Annotated in this window: 15 protein-coding genes; 4 read left to right on the top strand and 11 right to left on the bottom strand. The window is 65.6% G+C overall.

Annotated elements, in window-relative coordinates:
- Positions 1–65: 65 nt before the first annotated feature.
- Genes LH19_RS16730 through lgt form a run of 5 tightly spaced genes read right to left on the bottom strand, consistent with a single transcriptional unit; the run spans position 66 to position 4,579 of the window.
- Positions 66–1,349: an MFS transporter gene (locus tag LH19_RS16730; RefSeq protein WP_054730463.1), complete on the bottom strand. Its 1,284-nt coding sequence runs from the start codon at positions 1,347–1,349 to the stop codon at positions 66–68.
- 18 nt (positions 1,350–1,367) lie between these two features.
- Positions 1,368–2,129 (bottom strand): peptidoglycan editing factor PgeF, encoded by a 762-nt coding sequence (pgeF, locus tag LH19_RS16725; protein ID WP_054730461.1) that lies wholly within the window; start codon positions 2,127–2,129, stop codon positions 1,368–1,370.
- A complete protein-coding gene (locus LH19_RS16720; protein ID WP_054730459.1) occupies positions 2,126–2,644 on the bottom strand; it encodes a GNAT family N-acetyltransferase in 519 nt (172 codons plus the stop codon). The genes pgeF and LH19_RS16720 overlap by 4 nt, the downstream gene beginning before the upstream one ends.
- A complete protein-coding gene (locus tag LH19_RS16715) occupies positions 2,641–3,678 on the bottom strand; it encodes a class I SAM-dependent methyltransferase (RefSeq protein WP_054730455.1) in 1,038 nt (345 codons plus the stop codon). Before LH19_RS16715 ends, LH19_RS16720 begins: the two co-directional genes overlap by 4 nt.
- Before the next feature lie 25 nt (positions 3,679–3,703).
- A complete protein-coding gene (gene lgt / locus LH19_RS16710) occupies positions 3,704–4,579 on the bottom strand; it encodes a prolipoprotein diacylglyceryl transferase (protein WP_054730452.1) in 876 nt (291 codons plus the stop codon).
- Positions 4,580–4,656: 77 nt separating this feature from the next.
- On the opposite strand from lgt, the gene LH19_RS16705 reads away from it, so the two are divergent.
- The 4 genes from LH19_RS16705 (at position 4,657) to LH19_RS16690 (ending at position 9,383) form a co-directional block, all read left to right on the top strand.
- Complete coding sequence (locus LH19_RS16705) at positions 4,657–6,369, top strand: class I adenylate-forming enzyme family protein (protein ID WP_054730449.1); 1,713 nt, start codon at positions 4,657–4,659, stop codon at positions 6,367–6,369.
- A 118-nt stretch (positions 6,370–6,487) separates the two neighbouring features.
- Positions 6,488–7,327 (top strand): cytochrome b/b6 domain-containing protein, encoded by an 840-nt coding sequence (locus LH19_RS16700; protein ID WP_054730446.1) that lies wholly within the window; start codon positions 6,488–6,490, stop codon positions 7,325–7,327.
- Entirely contained in the window at positions 7,324–8,103 is a 780-nt protein-coding gene (locus LH19_RS16695) for a molybdopterin-dependent oxidoreductase (RefSeq protein WP_054730443.1), read from the top strand. Before LH19_RS16700 ends, LH19_RS16695 begins: the two co-directional genes overlap by 4 nt.
- Positions 8,104–8,144: 41 nt before the next feature.
- Complete coding sequence (locus LH19_RS16690; protein WP_054730440.1) at positions 8,145–9,383, top strand: SAM-dependent methyltransferase; 1,239 nt, start codon at positions 8,145–8,147, stop codon at positions 9,381–9,383.
- Here LH19_RS16690 and LH19_RS16685 read toward each other — a convergent pair.
- The 6 genes from LH19_RS16685 to LH19_RS16660 are packed head-to-tail and all read right to left on the bottom strand — an operon-like array spanning position 9,371 to position 15,758.
- A complete protein-coding gene (locus LH19_RS16685) occupies positions 9,371–9,808 on the bottom strand; it encodes a DUF1801 domain-containing protein (protein WP_054730437.1) in 438 nt (145 codons plus the stop codon). The genes LH19_RS16690 and LH19_RS16685 overlap by 13 nt on opposite strands.
- A gap of 37 nt (positions 9,809–9,845) precedes the next feature.
- Positions 9,846–10,682 (bottom strand): formyltetrahydrofolate deformylase, encoded by an 837-nt coding sequence (gene purU / locus LH19_RS16680; RefSeq protein ID WP_054730434.1) that lies wholly within the window; start codon positions 10,680–10,682, stop codon positions 9,846–9,848.
- Positions 10,683–10,715: 33 nt separating this feature from the next.
- Entirely contained in the window at positions 10,716–11,279 is a 564-nt protein-coding gene (locus LH19_RS16675) for a sarcosine oxidase subunit gamma (RefSeq protein WP_054730431.1), read from the bottom strand.
- Positions 11,272–14,202 (bottom strand): sarcosine oxidase subunit alpha family protein, encoded by a 2,931-nt coding sequence (locus tag LH19_RS16670; protein ID WP_054730428.1) that lies wholly within the window; start codon positions 14,200–14,202, stop codon positions 11,272–11,274. The genes LH19_RS16675 and LH19_RS16670 overlap by 8 nt, the downstream gene beginning before the upstream one ends.
- The gene (locus LH19_RS16665) at positions 14,199–14,498 is read right to left on the bottom strand and encodes a sarcosine oxidase subunit delta (protein WP_054730426.1); all 300 of its coding nucleotides are present in this window, start codon (positions 14,496–14,498) and stop codon (positions 14,199–14,201) included. The genes LH19_RS16670 and LH19_RS16665 overlap by 4 nt, the downstream gene beginning before the upstream one ends.
- A gap of 12 nt (positions 14,499–14,510) precedes the next feature.
- On the bottom strand, positions 14,511–15,758 hold the full coding sequence (locus LH19_RS16660; protein WP_054730423.1) for a sarcosine oxidase subunit beta family protein: 1,248 nt from the start codon (positions 15,756–15,758) through the stop codon (positions 14,511–14,513).
- Positions 15,759–15,787: the final 29 nt, after the last annotated feature.

Raw genomic sequence — 15,787 nt, 5'->3', positions numbered from 1 at the left:
TGCTCCGTTCAGTGGATGCAGCCCTTATAGCGGTCCCGGTTTCCTTTGATACTATATTGCGCGGATCAATCTTCGACGATCAGGCTCCGCTCACGAGTTTCGGGGAGGAGCAGGGTCGCAACGCCCGCCATCGCGATGACGAAAGCAACGTAGAAATAGAAGACCCGCTCGATGCCCGCGTCCTTCAGGCCGAGCGCGACGATTTCGAGCGTCCCTGCAAACATCGCATTGCCGATCGCATAGGGAAGGGCGACGCCGAGGCCCCGGATATGCGCCGGGAAGAGCTCGGCCTTCACCAGCGCATTGTTCGCGCTGTAGCCGCTCTGCAGCGTCAGCGGGATCATGATGAGCAGCGCGGCGACGACCGGCGAGGTCACCGTCTCCAGCGTCATGAATGTCGGCACCGCCGCGATTGCGCCGCCGATGCCGAACAGCAGCAGCATCGGCTTGCGCCCGAATTTGTCGGCCAGTGCGCCGAACACCGGCTGCATCGCGGTGAACCACAGCAGCGCGGCGGCGATGATATAGGTCGCGGTCGCCTTGTCGAAACCCACTGTGTTGTAGAGGAATTTCTGCATGTAGCTGGTGTAGGTATAGGCGGCGAGGCCGCCGCCCGCCGACAGCATGCCGACAAGGATGCTTTCACGGCGGTGTTCGGTCCACAGCAGCTTTGCGGTCGAAACCGGGCGGTCGACCGCCTGATTCTCGAACGACGGGGTTTCGGCGAGATTGCGGCGCAGCAGATAGACGCCGAGCGCGAGCAGTGCGCCGATGACGAACGGGATACGCCAGCCCCATGCGGTGAGTTCGGCCTCGGTCAGGAAGCCCTGCAACACCACGGCGACGAAGATCGCGCAGAGTTGGCCGCCGCAAAGGGTCATATATTGGAAGCTCGCCCAGAAACCGCGATGCTCGCGCGGCGCCATTTCCGACAAATAGGTCGCGCTGGCGCCATATTCGCCGCCGAGCGACAGGCCCTGCAACATGCGCGCGATTAGCAGCGTCGCGGGACCGAGCAGCCCTGCAGTCGCATAGGTCGGCGCCACCGCGATCAGCATCGATCCGCTGAACATCAGCGCCACCGACAGCGACAATCCTGCCTTGCGCCCACGCGTGTCGGCGAAGCGCCCCATCACCCACGCGCCGATCGGCCGCATGACGAAACCGACTGCGAAAATCGCGGCCGAGTTCAGGAGCTGCGCGGTGGGATCGGCTTTGGGAAAGAAGACCGGGGCGAAATAGATGGCGAAGGCGGCATAAGCGAACCAGTCGTACCATTCGACGAGATTGCCAGCCGAGCCGCCGATGATCGAAACCAGCCGCTTGCGTGGTATCGCCAAGGCCTTCATCGCTTCCCCCGTTTTATCTTATCTCAGCCCGATTACCGATAGTTGGCGGCCATAGCTGTTTTCATTTTTATGGCACGCCCGGCGATAGCTGAACCAGCTTTCGGCATCGGCATAAGTATCCTGTCCGCCGATGGCAATTCGCGTCAACCCGGCCGCGGCGAGCCGCGCCGCGACATAGGCGGCGATGTCGAACATTGCATGGTCGGCGCGACCGGCGGCGAAGAACCGCTCGTTGGCCGGATCGTCGGCAAGAAAGCGCTGCACGAAGCCGTCGTCGACTTCGTAGGAGGCGCGGCCGATGCACGGGCCTATTGCGACGGCGATGTCCTCGCGGCGGGCGCCGAGGCTTTCCATCGCGTCGAGCGTCGCATCGGTCACCCCGGCGATCGCGCCCTTCCACCCTGCGTGCGCGGCGCCGACGACGCCGGCTTCGCGGTCGGCGAACAGCACCGGTACGCAGTCGGCGGTGAGGATGCCGAGCAGGATGCCGGGCGTTTTGCTGGCGAGCGCATCGGCTTCGGGTCGTGTAGCAAGGTCGCTGCCTTTATCAATGATAATGCAGCGATTTCCATGCACCTGATAGAGGCCGGTGAGCGCCGCACCGGGCAGCACTGCTTCAGTGGCCCGCCGCCGGTTCTCGGCGATCAGTGCCGGATCGTCCCCCGAACCGAGGCCGCAGTTGAGCGAAGCGAGGTCGCCTGTCGACACGCCGCCGCGGCGGCCGAAGAAGCCGTGCGGGACGCTGCCTAGCGAGGATGCGGTTTCGAAAGGGGCGGTCACAGGTCGAGCCTGAAGAAGCGGTCTTCGTCGATATGGTTGCCGACGCGAAAGGCGTTGCGGCCGACGTCGACGAAGCCATAGCGGCGGTAGAAAGCCTGAGCGCGGGCGTTCTCCGTGAACACCGACAGATACAGGATCGCTGCGCGCTCGCGCGCCCAGGCAATGCCCCAGTCCATCAGCGCCGCGGCGATGCCCGTGCCCTGCGCCGCCGGGCCGACATAAAGCTGGTGAAGCTCGGCCGCATCGTCGCCCGGCTGGCCTTCGGGCAGGTCGAAATCAAGCGGGCCCATCTTGATGAAACCGGCGATCGCGCCGTCATCACCATGGGCCAGCGCGATCGCCCACGCCGGATCGGCGATTTGCGCGCGCAGCTTTTCGGGCGGGTTCCATCCTGCGAGGAAGGCCGACAGATCGGCGGGGTCATAGATATGCCCGAACGTATGGGTGAAGGTCTGGCTCGCGAACAGTGTCAGTTCGCCGACATCGGCGTCGGCGGCGGGAGTTATCTTCGTCATATTGCCTCTTCGCTTGCGTCAAAGCCTTCGGGGTGCGGCCATTGCGGGGCGTAGAGCGCCATGGCCTTGAACAACGCGCCCATCGCGTCTGCATCGACGAGCCGGTCGCGCTGGCCCGCAAGCTCGTCGGCGCGACCGGGCGCCGCTGCGGCGAGCGCTGCGACGCGTGCGTCGATACCGAGCCGGCGCAACCAGTCGCCCTGCCCGACGGGCCCGGCGACACGCACCCCGGCGCTCTTGGCGGTATCTGCGAGGGGGGTGAAATCGACATGCGCGGTCAGGTCGACCTCGCCCGGATCGGCGAACGGATCGGCGAAGCGGTGCGCCTTGACCGCCTGCAGCGTATCGCCCGCCGCGGGGCCGCTATGACCATAGTCGATGACGAGCATCGCGCCGCCCTGCCGCGCTAGGCGGAAAGCGCACGCCTGCATGATCGCGGCAGAGGCGGGCGCGGTCTCGACGATCGTGCCATCGCCTTGCTGGCGCAGCACGACGGGAACCGCCTCGTCGGCCGGGACATCGCCGGGTACCGGCACGAGATGACCGTGGTGGCGCTCGACGTGACGCTCGCGCCAACCGTCCGCTGTCCGGACATATTGATGGATCGGCAACGCATCGAAAAACTCGTTCGCGACGATGATCAGCGGTGCATCGTCGGGCAGGTCGGCGATATCGTCATGGTGGACGGCGGCGGGCAAGCGGGCGGATTGCGCAGCGCGCAGCACCGGGCTCGTCTCGACGAGGTGGACCCCCTGCGGCGCACAGCCGAAGCGTTCCATCGTACGGAGCGCATCGGCAGCGAGCGTGCCGCGCCCGGGGCCGAGTTCGACGTAGCGAAAGGCGGGGCTGCCGGCGCGCATCCACAGGTCGGCGATCCAGATGCCGATCAGTTCACCGAACATCTGGCTGATTTCGGGGGCGGTGGTGAAGTCGCCTGCGGTGCCGAGCGGATCGCGCGTCGCATAATAATGCGCGTTCGCCGCCGCCATATAATCGGCGACCGTCATCGCCCGCGCCGCCGCGATCTGGATCATCAGATCGGCGGGGCCCGGCCGTCCGTCACGCAATGCTGTCGGTTCCCGCGACCGGTTCGATCCGCTGGCGGCGCCCCTTGGCGGTCGCGACCAGCCACACGCCGGCGACGAGCATCGGGACGGTCAGCGTCTGGCCCATCGTCAGCCCCCACGACAAGGTGCCGAGCTGGACGTCGGGTTCGCGCACGAACTCGACCGCGAAGCGGCTGAGGCCATAGATGATCGCCGCCAGCCCGAACAGGAAGCCGGGCTTGTAGCGCGCGTCGGTGCGCCAGAAGCAGAAGGCGAGAATCGCGAACATGACGATACCCTCGAGCCCGGCTTCGTAAAGCTGGCTGGGGTGGCGCGGGTCCAGCGTACCGCTGTCCGGAAAGATGATCGCCCACGGCACCGTCGTCGCGCGGCCCCACAGTTCGCCGTTCACGAAATTGGCAAGGCGGCCGAAGAAGAGGCCAAAGGGGACGACGCACGCGATATAGTCGCAAAAACGCAGGAAGCTCAGCTTTTCCTTGCGGGTCACATACCAGATCGCCGTCAAAACACCGATGACCCCGCCGTGGAGCGACATGCCGCCGTCCCACAATTTGAAGATCGACAGCGGGTCGTTCAGATAGGAACCGAGGTTGTAGAACAGGACATAACCCAGCCGGCCGCCGAGGATGATCCCGAGCATCGCGTAGAAGATCATGTCGTCGGCGTGACGCCGCGCCATCGGCGCGCCGGGCTGCGCGATCAGCTTCAGCAGATACCAGTAACCGACGAAAATCCCGGCCAGATACGCCAGCGCATACCAGCGGATGGGGAGGCCGAAGACGCTGAACGCAATCTCGCTATTCTCGCCCATCAGGTCGTGAAAGTTCACATATTGCGTTGCTTCGGCTAAGGTTGCAAAAAGAAACATAAAGTCTCGGACCCTTCCCCAGGAGAGGCCTTCCCCATAGGGGGTAAGGCGAGCGAGACCAAGAGGAGAGATGCCCGATGCCATCCGCGCTCGATTTGCGCCTGGACGCCGCCTATAATCTGATCACCGGTCCGGGCGGGCCGATCCAGGTCGGATCCATCGAACGTTTCGGACGCGAGCTGCCCTTTATTGTCAATGCGCCGACCAACCTTGCCGATTATGTTGCCTATTTTTCCGCGCAGCATGGCGATGCGACCTTTCTGGTCGAGGGCGACGAACGGCTGTCGTTTAGCCAGGTCTATGCCGCCGCGCGCAAGGTCGCGGCCGGACTGATCGAAGGCTATGGCGTCCAGCGCGGCGACCGCGTCGGCATCGCGATGCGCAACGCCAACGCCTGGTGCGTCACCTATATCGGCGTGCTGCTCGCCGGCGGTTGCGCCACTTTGCTCAACGGCTGGTGGCAGGGCGGCGAACTTGCGGCGGGGATCGACGACAGCGAGACGAAACTCGTCATCGCCGACGTCCAGCGCGCGGCGCGGCTCGAGGAACCGGGCATCAGCCACGGCGCGAAGGTCGTCACGCTCGACATCGCGCAGCCGATCGACAAGGCGATCGCCCCGATCACCGACGCCGGCGGCAGCGCCGACACCGTGCTTCCCGTCCTCACCGGCGACGATCTGGCGACGATCCTCTTCACCTCGGGATCGACCGGCCAGTCGAAGGGCGCCTATTCGCGTCATCGCGCGGTGGTGCAGGGGATCTTCAACTATGTGACGCAGACGGCGAGCATCGTCCATTTGCTGACCGAAGAAGGGCTGATGTCGGACATCCAGCCGGCGACGCTGATCTGCACCCCCTTGTTCCACGTCACCGCCGAAATCCCGGTGTTCCTGCAAAGCTTCGCCCTGGGGCGCAAACTCGTCCTGATGCCCAAATGGAATGCCGAGGAAGCGATGCGGCTGATCCAGGACGAGCAGTGCAACTATTTCGTCGGCGTGCCGTTGATGAGCTACGAAATTCTCACCCATCCGAACCGCAAGAATTACGACCTGTCGACGTGCAAGAGCTACGCCGGCGGCGGCGCGCCGCGTCCGCCCGAGCATGTGAAGCGCCTGTCGGAAGAGATGGGCGACGCCAAGCCGCTGCTCGGTTACGGGCTTACCGAAACCAATGCGGTCGGTTGCGGCATCATCAACGAAAACTACCTCGCCAAGCCGCTGTCGACGGGGCCGGCGTCGAAACCGCTCGTCGACCTTGCGATCCTCGACGACAATGGCAATGCCCTTGCGCAAGGGCAGGTCGGCGAGGTGTGTATCCGGTCGATCGCCAATTTCGAAGGCTATTGGAACAACGAAGCGGCGACGAAGGCGGCCTTCTTCGACAATGGCTATTTCCGCACCGGCGATCTCGGTTACCTCGACGAAGACGGCTATCTGTTCATCGTCGACCGCAAGAAGGACATCATCATCCGCGGCGGCGAGAATATCAGTTGTCAGGAGGTCGAGGCGGCGATCTACGAACATCCCGAGGCGAACGAATGCGCCGTCTTCGGGCTGCCCGACGAACGGCTCGGCGAGGTTGTCGGTGCGGTCGTCTGGATGAAACCCGGCAGCACGGTGACTGCGGAGGATATGTGTTCGTTCCTCAGCGCGCGGCTTGCCCCCTATAAGGTGCCGTACAAGATCTGGATGTCGAACGCGGCGCTGCCCAAGCTGGGCAGCGAAAAGATCGACAAGGTCACTTTGCGCAGTCAATATCGCGAAGAATATGCCGCGGAGGCGGTCGCGTAGCGAAACGCCCCCTTGACCGTCATCCCGGCGAAGGCCGGGATCTCGACTTGGCATTTTGATGCGCCGTTGAGATCCCGGCCTTCGCCGGGATGACGGTATGTGAGCGGGACGGAGGGTCATGGACGAGATCGCTGCTCCGATTTCTCCGCCGACGAAGCGCGTCTATCGCCACCGGCTGCCGACGCGTATCTGGCACTGGCTCAATGCGGTGACCCTGCTCATCCTGCTGATGAGCGGGCTGATGATCTTCAACGCGCACCCGCGGCTCTATTGGGGCCAATATGGTGCGAACGCCGACCATGCCTGGTTCGCGATCGGATCGACCCCGCAAACCGGCTTCGTGCGGATCGGCGAAACGCGGATCGAGACGACCGGCGTCCTCGGGCGCTGGACTGACACCAAGGGTGTCGAACAGACTTGGGCCTTCCCCGGCTGGGCGACGATCCCGACCACTTACAGCCTTGCCGACGGGCGCCGCTGGCACCTGTTTTTCGCTTGGGTGCTGTCGATCGCACTGACGCTCTACATGCTGTGGGCCTTGCTTGGCGGGCATCTGGCGAAGGATCTGCACATCCGGCGCGGCGAATGGTCGCCGCGGCATATCTGGCAGGATATCAAGGATCATGCCCGGCTGCGCTTTCCGCGGGGCGAGGCGGCGGCGCGCTATAATATCCTCCAGAAATTCAGCTATATCGGGGTCATATTCGTGCTGCTGCCGCTGATGATCCTGACCGGGCTCACCATGTCGCCCGGGTTCAATGCCACCGTACCGTGGCTGCTCGACCTGTTCGGCGGGCGGCAGTCGGCGCGCTCGGTGCACTTCATTGCAGCATGGGCGCTCGTCCTCTTCTTCCTCGTCCATATCGTCATGGTGTTGCTCGCCGGGCCGGTGAACGAGATCCGCTCGATGGTCACCGGCTGGTTTCGCCTGCCGCCCGAACGGGACGCGGCGCCATGAGCGGCCTCATCCTGCCGCGGCGGCGCCTGATCGCGCGCGCCGGCGGGCTAGTCGCGGCGGCGGGCGCGCTGCCGCTGCTCTCGGGCTGCGACGCGATCAACGAGGCGCCCGCGGTGCGCAAGATATTGTCGATGGGCGAGGCGATGCACCAGCACAGCCAGCGTGCGCTGACCGATCGCGATGCGCTGGCGCGCGAGTTCACCCGCGCCGACCTCTCGCCGGTCTTCCGGTCGAACGGCACGAAACTCCCGGCCGGGGGGGATTATGCCGCGCATGCCGCCACCGGCTTTGCGGACTGGCGAATACAGGTCACCGGCCTTGTCGCGCGTCCGCTGTCGCTGTCGATGGCCGACATCCGCGCGATGCCGCAGCGTACCCAGATCACCCGCCACGATTGCGTCGAGGGCTGGAGCGCGATCGGCCAGTGGACGGGGCCGCAGCTCAGCCGCATCCTTGCCGCCGCCGGGCTCCGCGACAATGCGCGCTACATCGTCTTTCGCTGCGCCGACCGGATCGGCGACGCGCTCTATTATGAAAGCTGCGACCTCGTCGACGCGCTGCACCCGCAGACGATCATGGCCTGGGCGCTCAACGATGCGGTGCTGCCGATCGCCAATGGCGCGCCGCTGCGCCTGCGCATCGAACGACAGCTTGGTTACAAGCATGCCAAATATGTGAATGCGATCGAGGCGGTCGCCAGTCTCGATGCGATCGGCGCGGGCAAGGGCGGCTATTGGGAAGACCGTATCGACTATGAATGGTATGCCGGGATTTGAAGGTGGCTGCTTCTCGTTTATAAGCTTTGATCGTTGATTCTATGTCGATTCTGCGCCCGTTCCTCTCCCGCGTTATTCGCCAGGGCCGGTTGACCGTCGTCGCTCCCGACGGAACGCAGGAAGTATTCGGCGAACCTGCGCCGGGCTTTCCCGAGGTCGTGATACGTTTCGCAAGCCGCCGCGGCATGCGGCGAATCATCCTCGATCCGCGGCTCGGCGCCGCCGAAGCCTTCATGGACGGCGACATGCGGATCGTCGAGGGCGACATCATGGAGCTTGTCGCGCTGATCCGCATGAACACGCCATGGGATCGCGGCGCGAAGCTCAAGGACAAAACGTGGCTCGGCCGACGTACCGACTGGCTGAAAACGCGGATCGGTTCGATCAACCGCCAGCGCCAGTCGCGCGCCAACGTCAAACATCATTACGACATCGGCAACGATCTCTACCGGCTCTTCCTCGACGCGGACATGCAGTATAGCTGCGCTTATTGGCCGCGCCCCGATATGACGCTCGAGGAAGCGCAGGAGGCCAAGAAGGCACATATCGCGGCGAAGCTGGCGCTCGCGCCGGGGCAGCGAATCCTCGATATCGGCTGCGGCTGGGGCGGGATGGCGATCACGCTCGCGAAGCTCGAAAAGGTCGAGGTGCTCGGGATTACCCTGTCGGAGGAGCAACTCGCGCTCGCCCGCCAGCGTGCCGAGGCGGCGGGGGTCGCCGACCGGGTGACCTTCGAGTTGATCGATTATCGCGACCTCGCCGCGCGCGAGCCGGGGCGGTTCGACCGGATCGTCTCAGTCGGTATGTTCGAGCATGTCGGCGCGGCGAATTTCGACACCTTCTTTCGCGCCGCTGCTAATCTGATGACGGCCGACGGCGTCATGCTGCTCCACACGATCGGGCGTTTCGGCAAGCCCGGCGCGACCGATGCCTTCACGCGCAAATATATCTTCCCCGGCGGCTATATCCCGGCGCTCAGCGAGACGCTGGCGGCGAGCGAGAAGAGCCGGCTGATCGCCACCGATATCGAGACGCTGCGCCTCCATTATGCGCTGACCCTCCGCCAATGGTATGTGCGGACGCTGGCGCACGAGGAGGAGATCGCCCAAATGATGGGCGATCGCTTTTTCCGGATGTGGACCTTTTATCTCGCCGGCGCGACCGCGGCGTTCGAGAGCGGCGGGATGGGCAATTACCAGATCCAGTTCGCGCGCAGCCGCCACGCGTTGCCGCTGACGCGCGATTATATCGGCGAGGCGGAGGCGCGCTACGCCGGGTAGCGCTCGTTCATGACGTCCCAGCTCAGCACGACGAGCTTTTCGAGCACGTCCAGATCGACATCGGCGAGCTTGTTTACATAAAGGCACGACTTGCCGTTTTTATATTTGCCGAGCTCTGCCAGCAGCGCGTCGGCCTCGGGCTGGCGGTCGAGGTAATGCCCCATCAGATAGAGCGTCATCGCCGCCTTGCGCGGGCTGAACCCGGCGCGGCACATCGTCCCCGAGCGGCCGCTGTCATAGACATAGTCATAGCTGCCGTAGCCGATGATCGACGGACCCCACATCTTCGGCGCGAGGCCGGTGACGCGGCGGTGCATCGCGTCGATCACCGCCGCTTCCTCGCGCCGCCGCGCATCGGGGACGGCGGCGATGAAGTCGGCGACGCTGATCTCGGTGGCCTTGGTCTTGATCTCGGTCTTGCCCATCGGCGGTCTCCCTGCCGGCAGGGTAGCCGAAAGGCGGTCAGAGCACGACCGTCTTGTTGCCGTTCTGGAAGATGCGGTGCTCGGCGTGCCAGCGAACCGCGCGGCTGAGTACCGAGGCTTCGATCTCGCGCCCGATCGCCACCATCTCGTCGGCGACGACGGCGTGGCTGACGCGGCGGACATCCTGTTCGATGATCGGGCCCTCGTCGAGGTCGGCGGTCACGAAATGCGCCGTCGCGCCGATGATCTTCACCCCGCGCGTATGCGCCTGATGATAGGGTTTGGCGCCCTTGAAGCTCGGCAGGAAGCTGTGATGGATGTTGATGCAGCGCCCGTCGAGCCGCGCCGAAAAATCGTCGGACAGGATTTGCATATAGCGTGCGAGGACGGTCAGTTCGGCGCCGCTTTCCTCGATGATCGACAGGAAACGCGCTTCCTGCGCCTCCTTGCCGTCGCTCATCGGCAGATGATGATAGGGCAGGCCATGCCACTCGACCGTCTTGCGCATCGTGTCGTGGTTGGAGACGACGCCGACGATCTCGATCGGAAGCTGGCCGATCTCCTGCTTGTGGATCAGGTCGACGAGGCAGTGGCCGAATTTGGAGACCGCGATCAGCACGCGCTGCTTGTGAGCGAGGTCCTTGAGATCCCAGTCCAGCAGATAGTCTTCCGCGCCCGCGATCTTCGTGGACAGCGTTTCGTGATCGACCGGGCTCACCAGCTCCATGCGGCAGAAGAAATGGCCCGTTTCGGGGTCGCCATAGACTTCGGCGGCACGAATATCGCAGCCTTGCGCGGCGACGAGCGGGGTCACCGCCGCCATAATCCCCGGACGATCGGGCGAGCGGAAGCGCAGGACGAAATTGTGGGTCACGGGGTCAGGCTCCTGATCGGATGAATATGAACCCTAAGCGCGGGCGAAGAGGCGCGCGGCATAGGCGGCCATCGTCTGATCGACGATGATCCGGAAACGGGGGGCGCCCTCCGCGTCGGCGAGGCGGGCGATGAACAGGCCGGTGTCGCCGAACAGCGAGCGCGCGACGGCGCCGACCGGAAAGGCGTCGGGCCAGAGGTCGAGCGGGCAATGCGCCGCGAGCGCCGCGCGGACGTTGGTGCCCGCGACGAGGAAGGCGGCGCGCGCATGGCTGTAATCGATCGCGAGCACGTCGTCGGCGCCCGTCGCCATTGCCGCGGCGACCCAGTCCGCGACCGCGGTTTCGGGGCCGGTGACCAGCCATTCGCCGGGCGCCAGCCAGGCGAAGCTCAATCCCCCATGGTCGACGGCGGTGCGGACGTTCGGCGCAGCGATTCCGGCGACCTCGTGAAAGCGGGCATCGGCCGTGCGGCCCCACAGGCGGAGCTTGGCGATGCCGAGTTCCGGTTCGCGGCGGAAAGACAGGTCGGACCGGTCGATGTCGGCTGTATCGGGTGCCGCCCGGCGCAGCAGGACGATGGTATCGGGCTCAGCCATGGGTGCGCTCTCCTGCGGGGTCGTAAAAGCGCGGGTCGGCGATCCGTGCCGCACGCCATTGGCCAAGGTCCCAGACGCGCACCGCTTCGCCCATCCGGTCGCGGCCGCGCTCGACCAGCGCCATCGCGATCGGGCGGTCGAGGGTCGGCGAGTGAACGCTCGACGTCACCCAGCCCTGGGTTCCGCGCGCTTCGGTCGCATCGGCGGGCAGGACGTGTGCGCCAGTCTCCAGCGCGCCGCCGCCGTCGGTCACTTCCAGCCCGACGAGCTGGCGCCGGTCGTCGCGCAGGCCATCGGGGCGCATCGTCGAGCGGCGGCCGACGAAATCATCCTTCTTCTTCGCGATCGCCGGCCCGAAGCCGAGGTCCTGCGGATAGGTCGTGCCGTCGGTATCCGACCCGACGTGCAGGAAGCCCTTTTCGATCCGCATCGCCATCAACGATTCGACGCCGAAGGGCACGATGCCATGCGTTTGTCCGGCCTGCATCAGCGCGTCCCAGAGCGCGGCGCCATAACCCCACGGCGCCGCGATTTCATAGGACAGCTCGCCGCTGAAACTGACGCGCTGGACGCGGGCGGGGACGCCGCCGACGGTGCCGGCGCGATATTGCATGTGCGGGAAAGCTTCGGGCGACAGGTCGATGTCGGTGCCGACGGCGGCGAAGATCGCCCGCGCCTGCGGTCCGGCGACATTCATCACCGCCCAGGCGGTCGTCACATTCTCGACCAGGACGCGGAGATCGGGCCATTCGCACTGCAGCCATTCGTTCAGCGTTTCGGCGATCGCGGCGGCGTGGCCGCTCGTGGTGCCGACCAGATAATGATCCTCGCCGATGCGCGCGAACACGCCGTCGTCATAGACGATGCCATGCTCGCTCAGCATCAGGCCATAGCGGCACTGCCCGACTTTGAGCGTACGGACGCCGCCGACGTAGATGCGCTGCAGGAATTCGGCGGCGTCGGGGCCCTTCACCTCGATCTTGCCGAGCGTCGATGCATCGAACAGCCCCGCCGACTGGCGCACCGCCTTGACTTCGCGCGCGATCGTCTGATGCTCGTTCTCACCGGCCTGCGGGAAACAGGCGGGACGCAGCCAGGAACCGTAATTTTCCATCTTTGCGCCGAGGGCGAGTTGCGCCGTGTGCGACGGGGTGTGCGTGGCCGGCGCGAGATTTTCGCGGGTAGCGCGGCCCGCGAAAGCGCCGATCGTCACCGGGTCGAACGGGGGACGGAATTTGGTCGTGCCGATGGCCGGCGCGGGCTTGTCGAGCAGGCCCGACAGAACATGGATGCCCGCGACGTTCGACGTCTTGCCCTGATCCGACGCCATGCCGAGCGTCGTGTAGCGCTTCAGATGCTCGACCGAGCGGAAATTCTCGCGGCTCGCGAGCTGGACGTCGGCGACCGTCACATCGTTCTGGAAATCGAGCCACGCCGTTTGTGCCTTGATGTCGCCATCGGCGAAACGGCGGGTCGGGCCGACCGCCGCCGGTACCGGTGCCTCGACCGGTTTACCGCGAACCGCGGCGCGCGCTGCGGCGATGGCGGTGTCGGCGTCGATTATGCCGGCGGCGGCGCCGACGCTGATCGCATCCTGCGCGTTGCCTTTCGGAAGGAAGGCTTGCAGCCCTTCGTTATAGGCGAGCGATCCGCCCGCCTGCGAATGGAGATGCACGGCGGGATTCCAGCCGTCGGAGGTCAGGATCGTGTCGCAGGCGATGCGGCGGCGGGCGCTGCCATCGAGCGCCGCGACCTCGATCCCGCGCACTGCGCGGCGGCCCTTGGCGGCGACGGGAGCCCAGCCCGGCACGATCTCGATCCCGCGGCGGCGCGCCTCGTCGGCGGCGGTGCCGGGCGCGGTGCGCGAGTCGACGATTGCGGCGATTGTGCAGCCCATGTCGTGAAGCGCGAAGGCGGCATCATAGGCGCCATCGTTGTTCGTACAGAGCACCGCGCGGTGCCCGACCAGCGCGCCGTAACGCCGGGCATAGGTCTGCGCCGCCGAAGCGAGCATCACGCCGGGAAGATCGTTGCCCGAAAAGGCGACCGGCCGCTCGAAGGCGCCGGTGGCGAGGATGACCTTCTTGCACCGCACTTTCCACAGCCGTTGGCGCGGGCCCGAACGCCGGGCGGGGGGCAGATGGTCGCTGATCCGCTCGTAGAGCGCGACCAGGCCATGGTCGTAATAGCCGAACGCCATCGTGCGATCGAGCATCAGCATGTTGGGCGCCGCGCGCAGGCGGGCGAGCGCCGCGTCGCGCCACGCCAGCGGAGCGAGGCCGTCGATCGTTTCGGTCGAAGACAAGAGTCCGCCGCCGAATTCGAAATCGGCCTCGACGAGCATGACGCGCTCGTTGCCGGGCAGCGCCGCTGCGGCCTCGGCGGCCGCCAGCCCTGCCGCGCCCGAGCCGACGACCAGCGTATCGACATGCGCGAAGCGATGTTCGTAACGGTCGGGGTCGCGCTCGGCCGGGGCGGTGCCGAGGCCTGCTGCCTTACGGATCGACGGTTCGAACAGGTGCCAGCCCGGCCAGAAGAAGGTCTTGTAATAGAAGGCGGCAGGAATGAAGCGCTTGAACAGCGAGTTGACCGCGAGAAGGTCGAACTCGACGCTGGGCCTGGCGTTGACCGGCGCCGCCGACAGGCCCTCGTAAAGCTCGATCTGCGTCGCTTTGACGTTGGGGACGGTGACCGCGCCCTCTTCGAGCTGGACGATGGCGTTCGGCTCCTCGAGCCCCGCCGCGATCAGCCCGCGCGGGCGGTGGTATTTGAAGCTGCGGCCGATGATCGAGACACCGTTGGCGATCAGCGCCGAGGCCAGCGTATCGCCGGCATAGCCCTGATAGGATTTGCCCGCCCAGCGGAAGGAAACCGGCTGGCCGCGATCGACCGCGCCGCCGCCTTGGGAGCGCCAGCCGCTCATCGCGCCGCCTCCTTCGCAGGCGACGCTTCGGGCAAAGTCTCACCCATCGGATAGACCGCCGAAATCTGGTGCGTCATCGTGTCGCGTGCGACGTTGAACCACTGGCCGCAGCCGGCCGAATGCAGCCAGCGCTCGCGATGCTCACCCTTCGGATTGGTGCGATAGAAAAGATAGTCGGCCCATTCGGCGTCGCTGACCGCGTCATGCGGCCCCGGGCGCGCGATATGCCCTTCGCCGCCGCAGCGGAATTCGATCTCGGCGCGGGGGCCGCAGTGGGGGCAAGTGATCAGAAGCATGGTGGAACCCCCTTAGTGCGCGATGCCCGAGGCCGAGGCCTCGTCGATGAGCGCGCCGGTCCTGAAACGGTCGAGGCTGAACGCGCTCGCGAGCGGGTGCGAGGCGCCGGTCGCCATGGCGTGGGCGAGGCACCAGCCGCCCGCCGGGATCGCCTTGAACCCGCCGGTTCCCCAGCCGCAATTGACATAGAAGCCGCCGAGGTCGGTGGCGCCGATGATCGGCGTCGAATCATGGACGACGTCGCAGATGCCGGCCCATTGGCGCAGGAAGCGCATCCGCGAGAAGGCGGGGAACAGCTCGATCACCCCAGCTGCAGCGCGCTCCATCCACGGCAGGTTTCCGCGCTGCGCATAGGACAGATAGAGATCGAGTCCGGCGCCGATAACAAGTTCGCCCTTGTCCGATTGGCTGAGATAGGTGCCGGTCGCCGGCGACAGCAACACCGTGTCGAGGCACGGCTTGACCGGTTCGGAAACGAAGGCCTGTAGCGCGTAGGAACTGATCGGCAACCGGACGCCGGCCTTTTCGGCGACCACCGTTGAATGACCCGCAACCGCCATGCCGACGCATTCGCTGCGGATCGTTCCGCGGCTGGTTTCGACCCCGCGGACGTGGCCGTCCTCGATCAGGAAACCCTGCACCTCGCAATTCTGGATGATATCGACACCAAGTGCCGATGCGGCGCGCGCATAGCCCCAGGCGACGGCATCGTGGCGCGCCGAACCCCCGCGCGGCTGGTTGAGGCCGCCGAGGATCGGGAAGCGGGGGGAGTCGTTGAGCCCCGGAATCTCGGCGCGCACGCCCGCTTCGTTATGCAGTTCGGCATCGATGCCGTTGAGCCGCATCGCATTCGCCGAGCGGCGCAGCATCTCCATGCCGTGCCGATCATGGCCGAGCATCCACATGCCGCGCTGTGAGAACATGATGTTGTAATTGAGCTCGCGCGACAGGTCTTCGTAGAGCTTCAGCGCGAATTCGAAGAAAGCCGCGGTCTCGGGGAAGAAATAGTTCGAGCGGATGATCGTCGTGTTGCGGCCGGTGTTGCCGCCGCCGATCCAGCCGCGCTCGATCAGCGCGACGTTGGTGATGCCGTGGTTCTTCGCGAGATAATAGGCGGTCGCCAGACCGTGCCCGCCGCCGCCGATCACGATCGCGTCATAGCGCGGCTTGGGATCGGCGTCTTGCCAGGCGGGCTGCCAGCCGCGCTGGCCGTTCAAGCCTTCGCGGAGCAGGGACAGGGCGGAATAATGTCTGGTCAATCTCGGTTCCTCCGATTCTTTTTATACAG

The organism is Sphingopyxis macrogoltabida, from assembly GCF_001314325.1.
Taxonomy (GTDB): Bacteria; Pseudomonadota; Alphaproteobacteria; order Sphingomonadales; family Sphingomonadaceae; genus Sphingopyxis; species Sphingopyxis macrogoltabida.
Note: the sequence above shows the minus strand (reverse complement) of the source record. Positions and strands in the feature narration are given on the sequence as shown.

Excerpts from the sequence above, each read along its gene's own strand:
- LH19_RS16730 (WP_054730463.1), bottom strand. The coding sequence starts at position 1,349 with ATGAAGGCCTTGGCGATACCACGCAAGCGGCTGGTTTCGATCATCGGC.
- LH19_RS16720 (WP_054730459.1), bottom strand. The coding sequence starts at position 2,644 with ATGACGAAGATAACTCCCGCCGCCGACGCCGATGTCGGCGAACTGACA.
- LH19_RS16715 (WP_054730455.1), bottom strand. The coding sequence starts at position 3,678 with ATGATCCAGATCGCGGCGGCGCGGGCGATGACGGTCGCCGATTATATG.
- lgt (WP_054730452.1), bottom strand. The coding sequence starts at position 4,579 with ATGTTTCTTTTTGCAACCTTAGCCGAAGCAACGCAATATGTGAACTTT.
- LH19_RS16705 (WP_054730449.1), top strand. The coding sequence starts at position 4,657 with ATGCCATCCGCGCTCGATTTGCGCCTGGACGCCGCCTATAATCTGATC.
- LH19_RS16700 (WP_054730446.1), top strand. The coding sequence starts at position 6,488 with ATGGACGAGATCGCTGCTCCGATTTCTCCGCCGACGAAGCGCGTCTAT.
- LH19_RS16695 (WP_054730443.1), top strand. The coding sequence starts at position 7,324 with ATGAGCGGCCTCATCCTGCCGCGGCGGCGCCTGATCGCGCGCGCCGGC.
- LH19_RS16690 (WP_054730440.1), top strand. The coding sequence starts at position 8,145 with ATGTCGATTCTGCGCCCGTTCCTCTCCCGCGTTATTCGCCAGGGCCGG.
- LH19_RS16685 (WP_054730437.1), bottom strand. The coding sequence starts at position 9,808 with ATGGGCAAGACCGAGATCAAGACCAAGGCCACCGAGATCAGCGTCGCC.
- LH19_RS16675 (WP_054730431.1), bottom strand. The coding sequence starts at position 11,279 with ATGGCTGAGCCCGATACCATCGTCCTGCTGCGCCGGGCGGCACCCGAT.
- LH19_RS16670 (WP_054730428.1), bottom strand. The coding sequence starts at position 14,202 with ATGAGCGGCTGGCGCTCCCAAGGCGGCGGCGCGGTCGATCGCGGCCAG.
- LH19_RS16665 (WP_054730426.1), bottom strand. The coding sequence starts at position 14,498 with ATGCTTCTGATCACTTGCCCCCACTGCGGCCCCCGCGCCGAGATCGAA.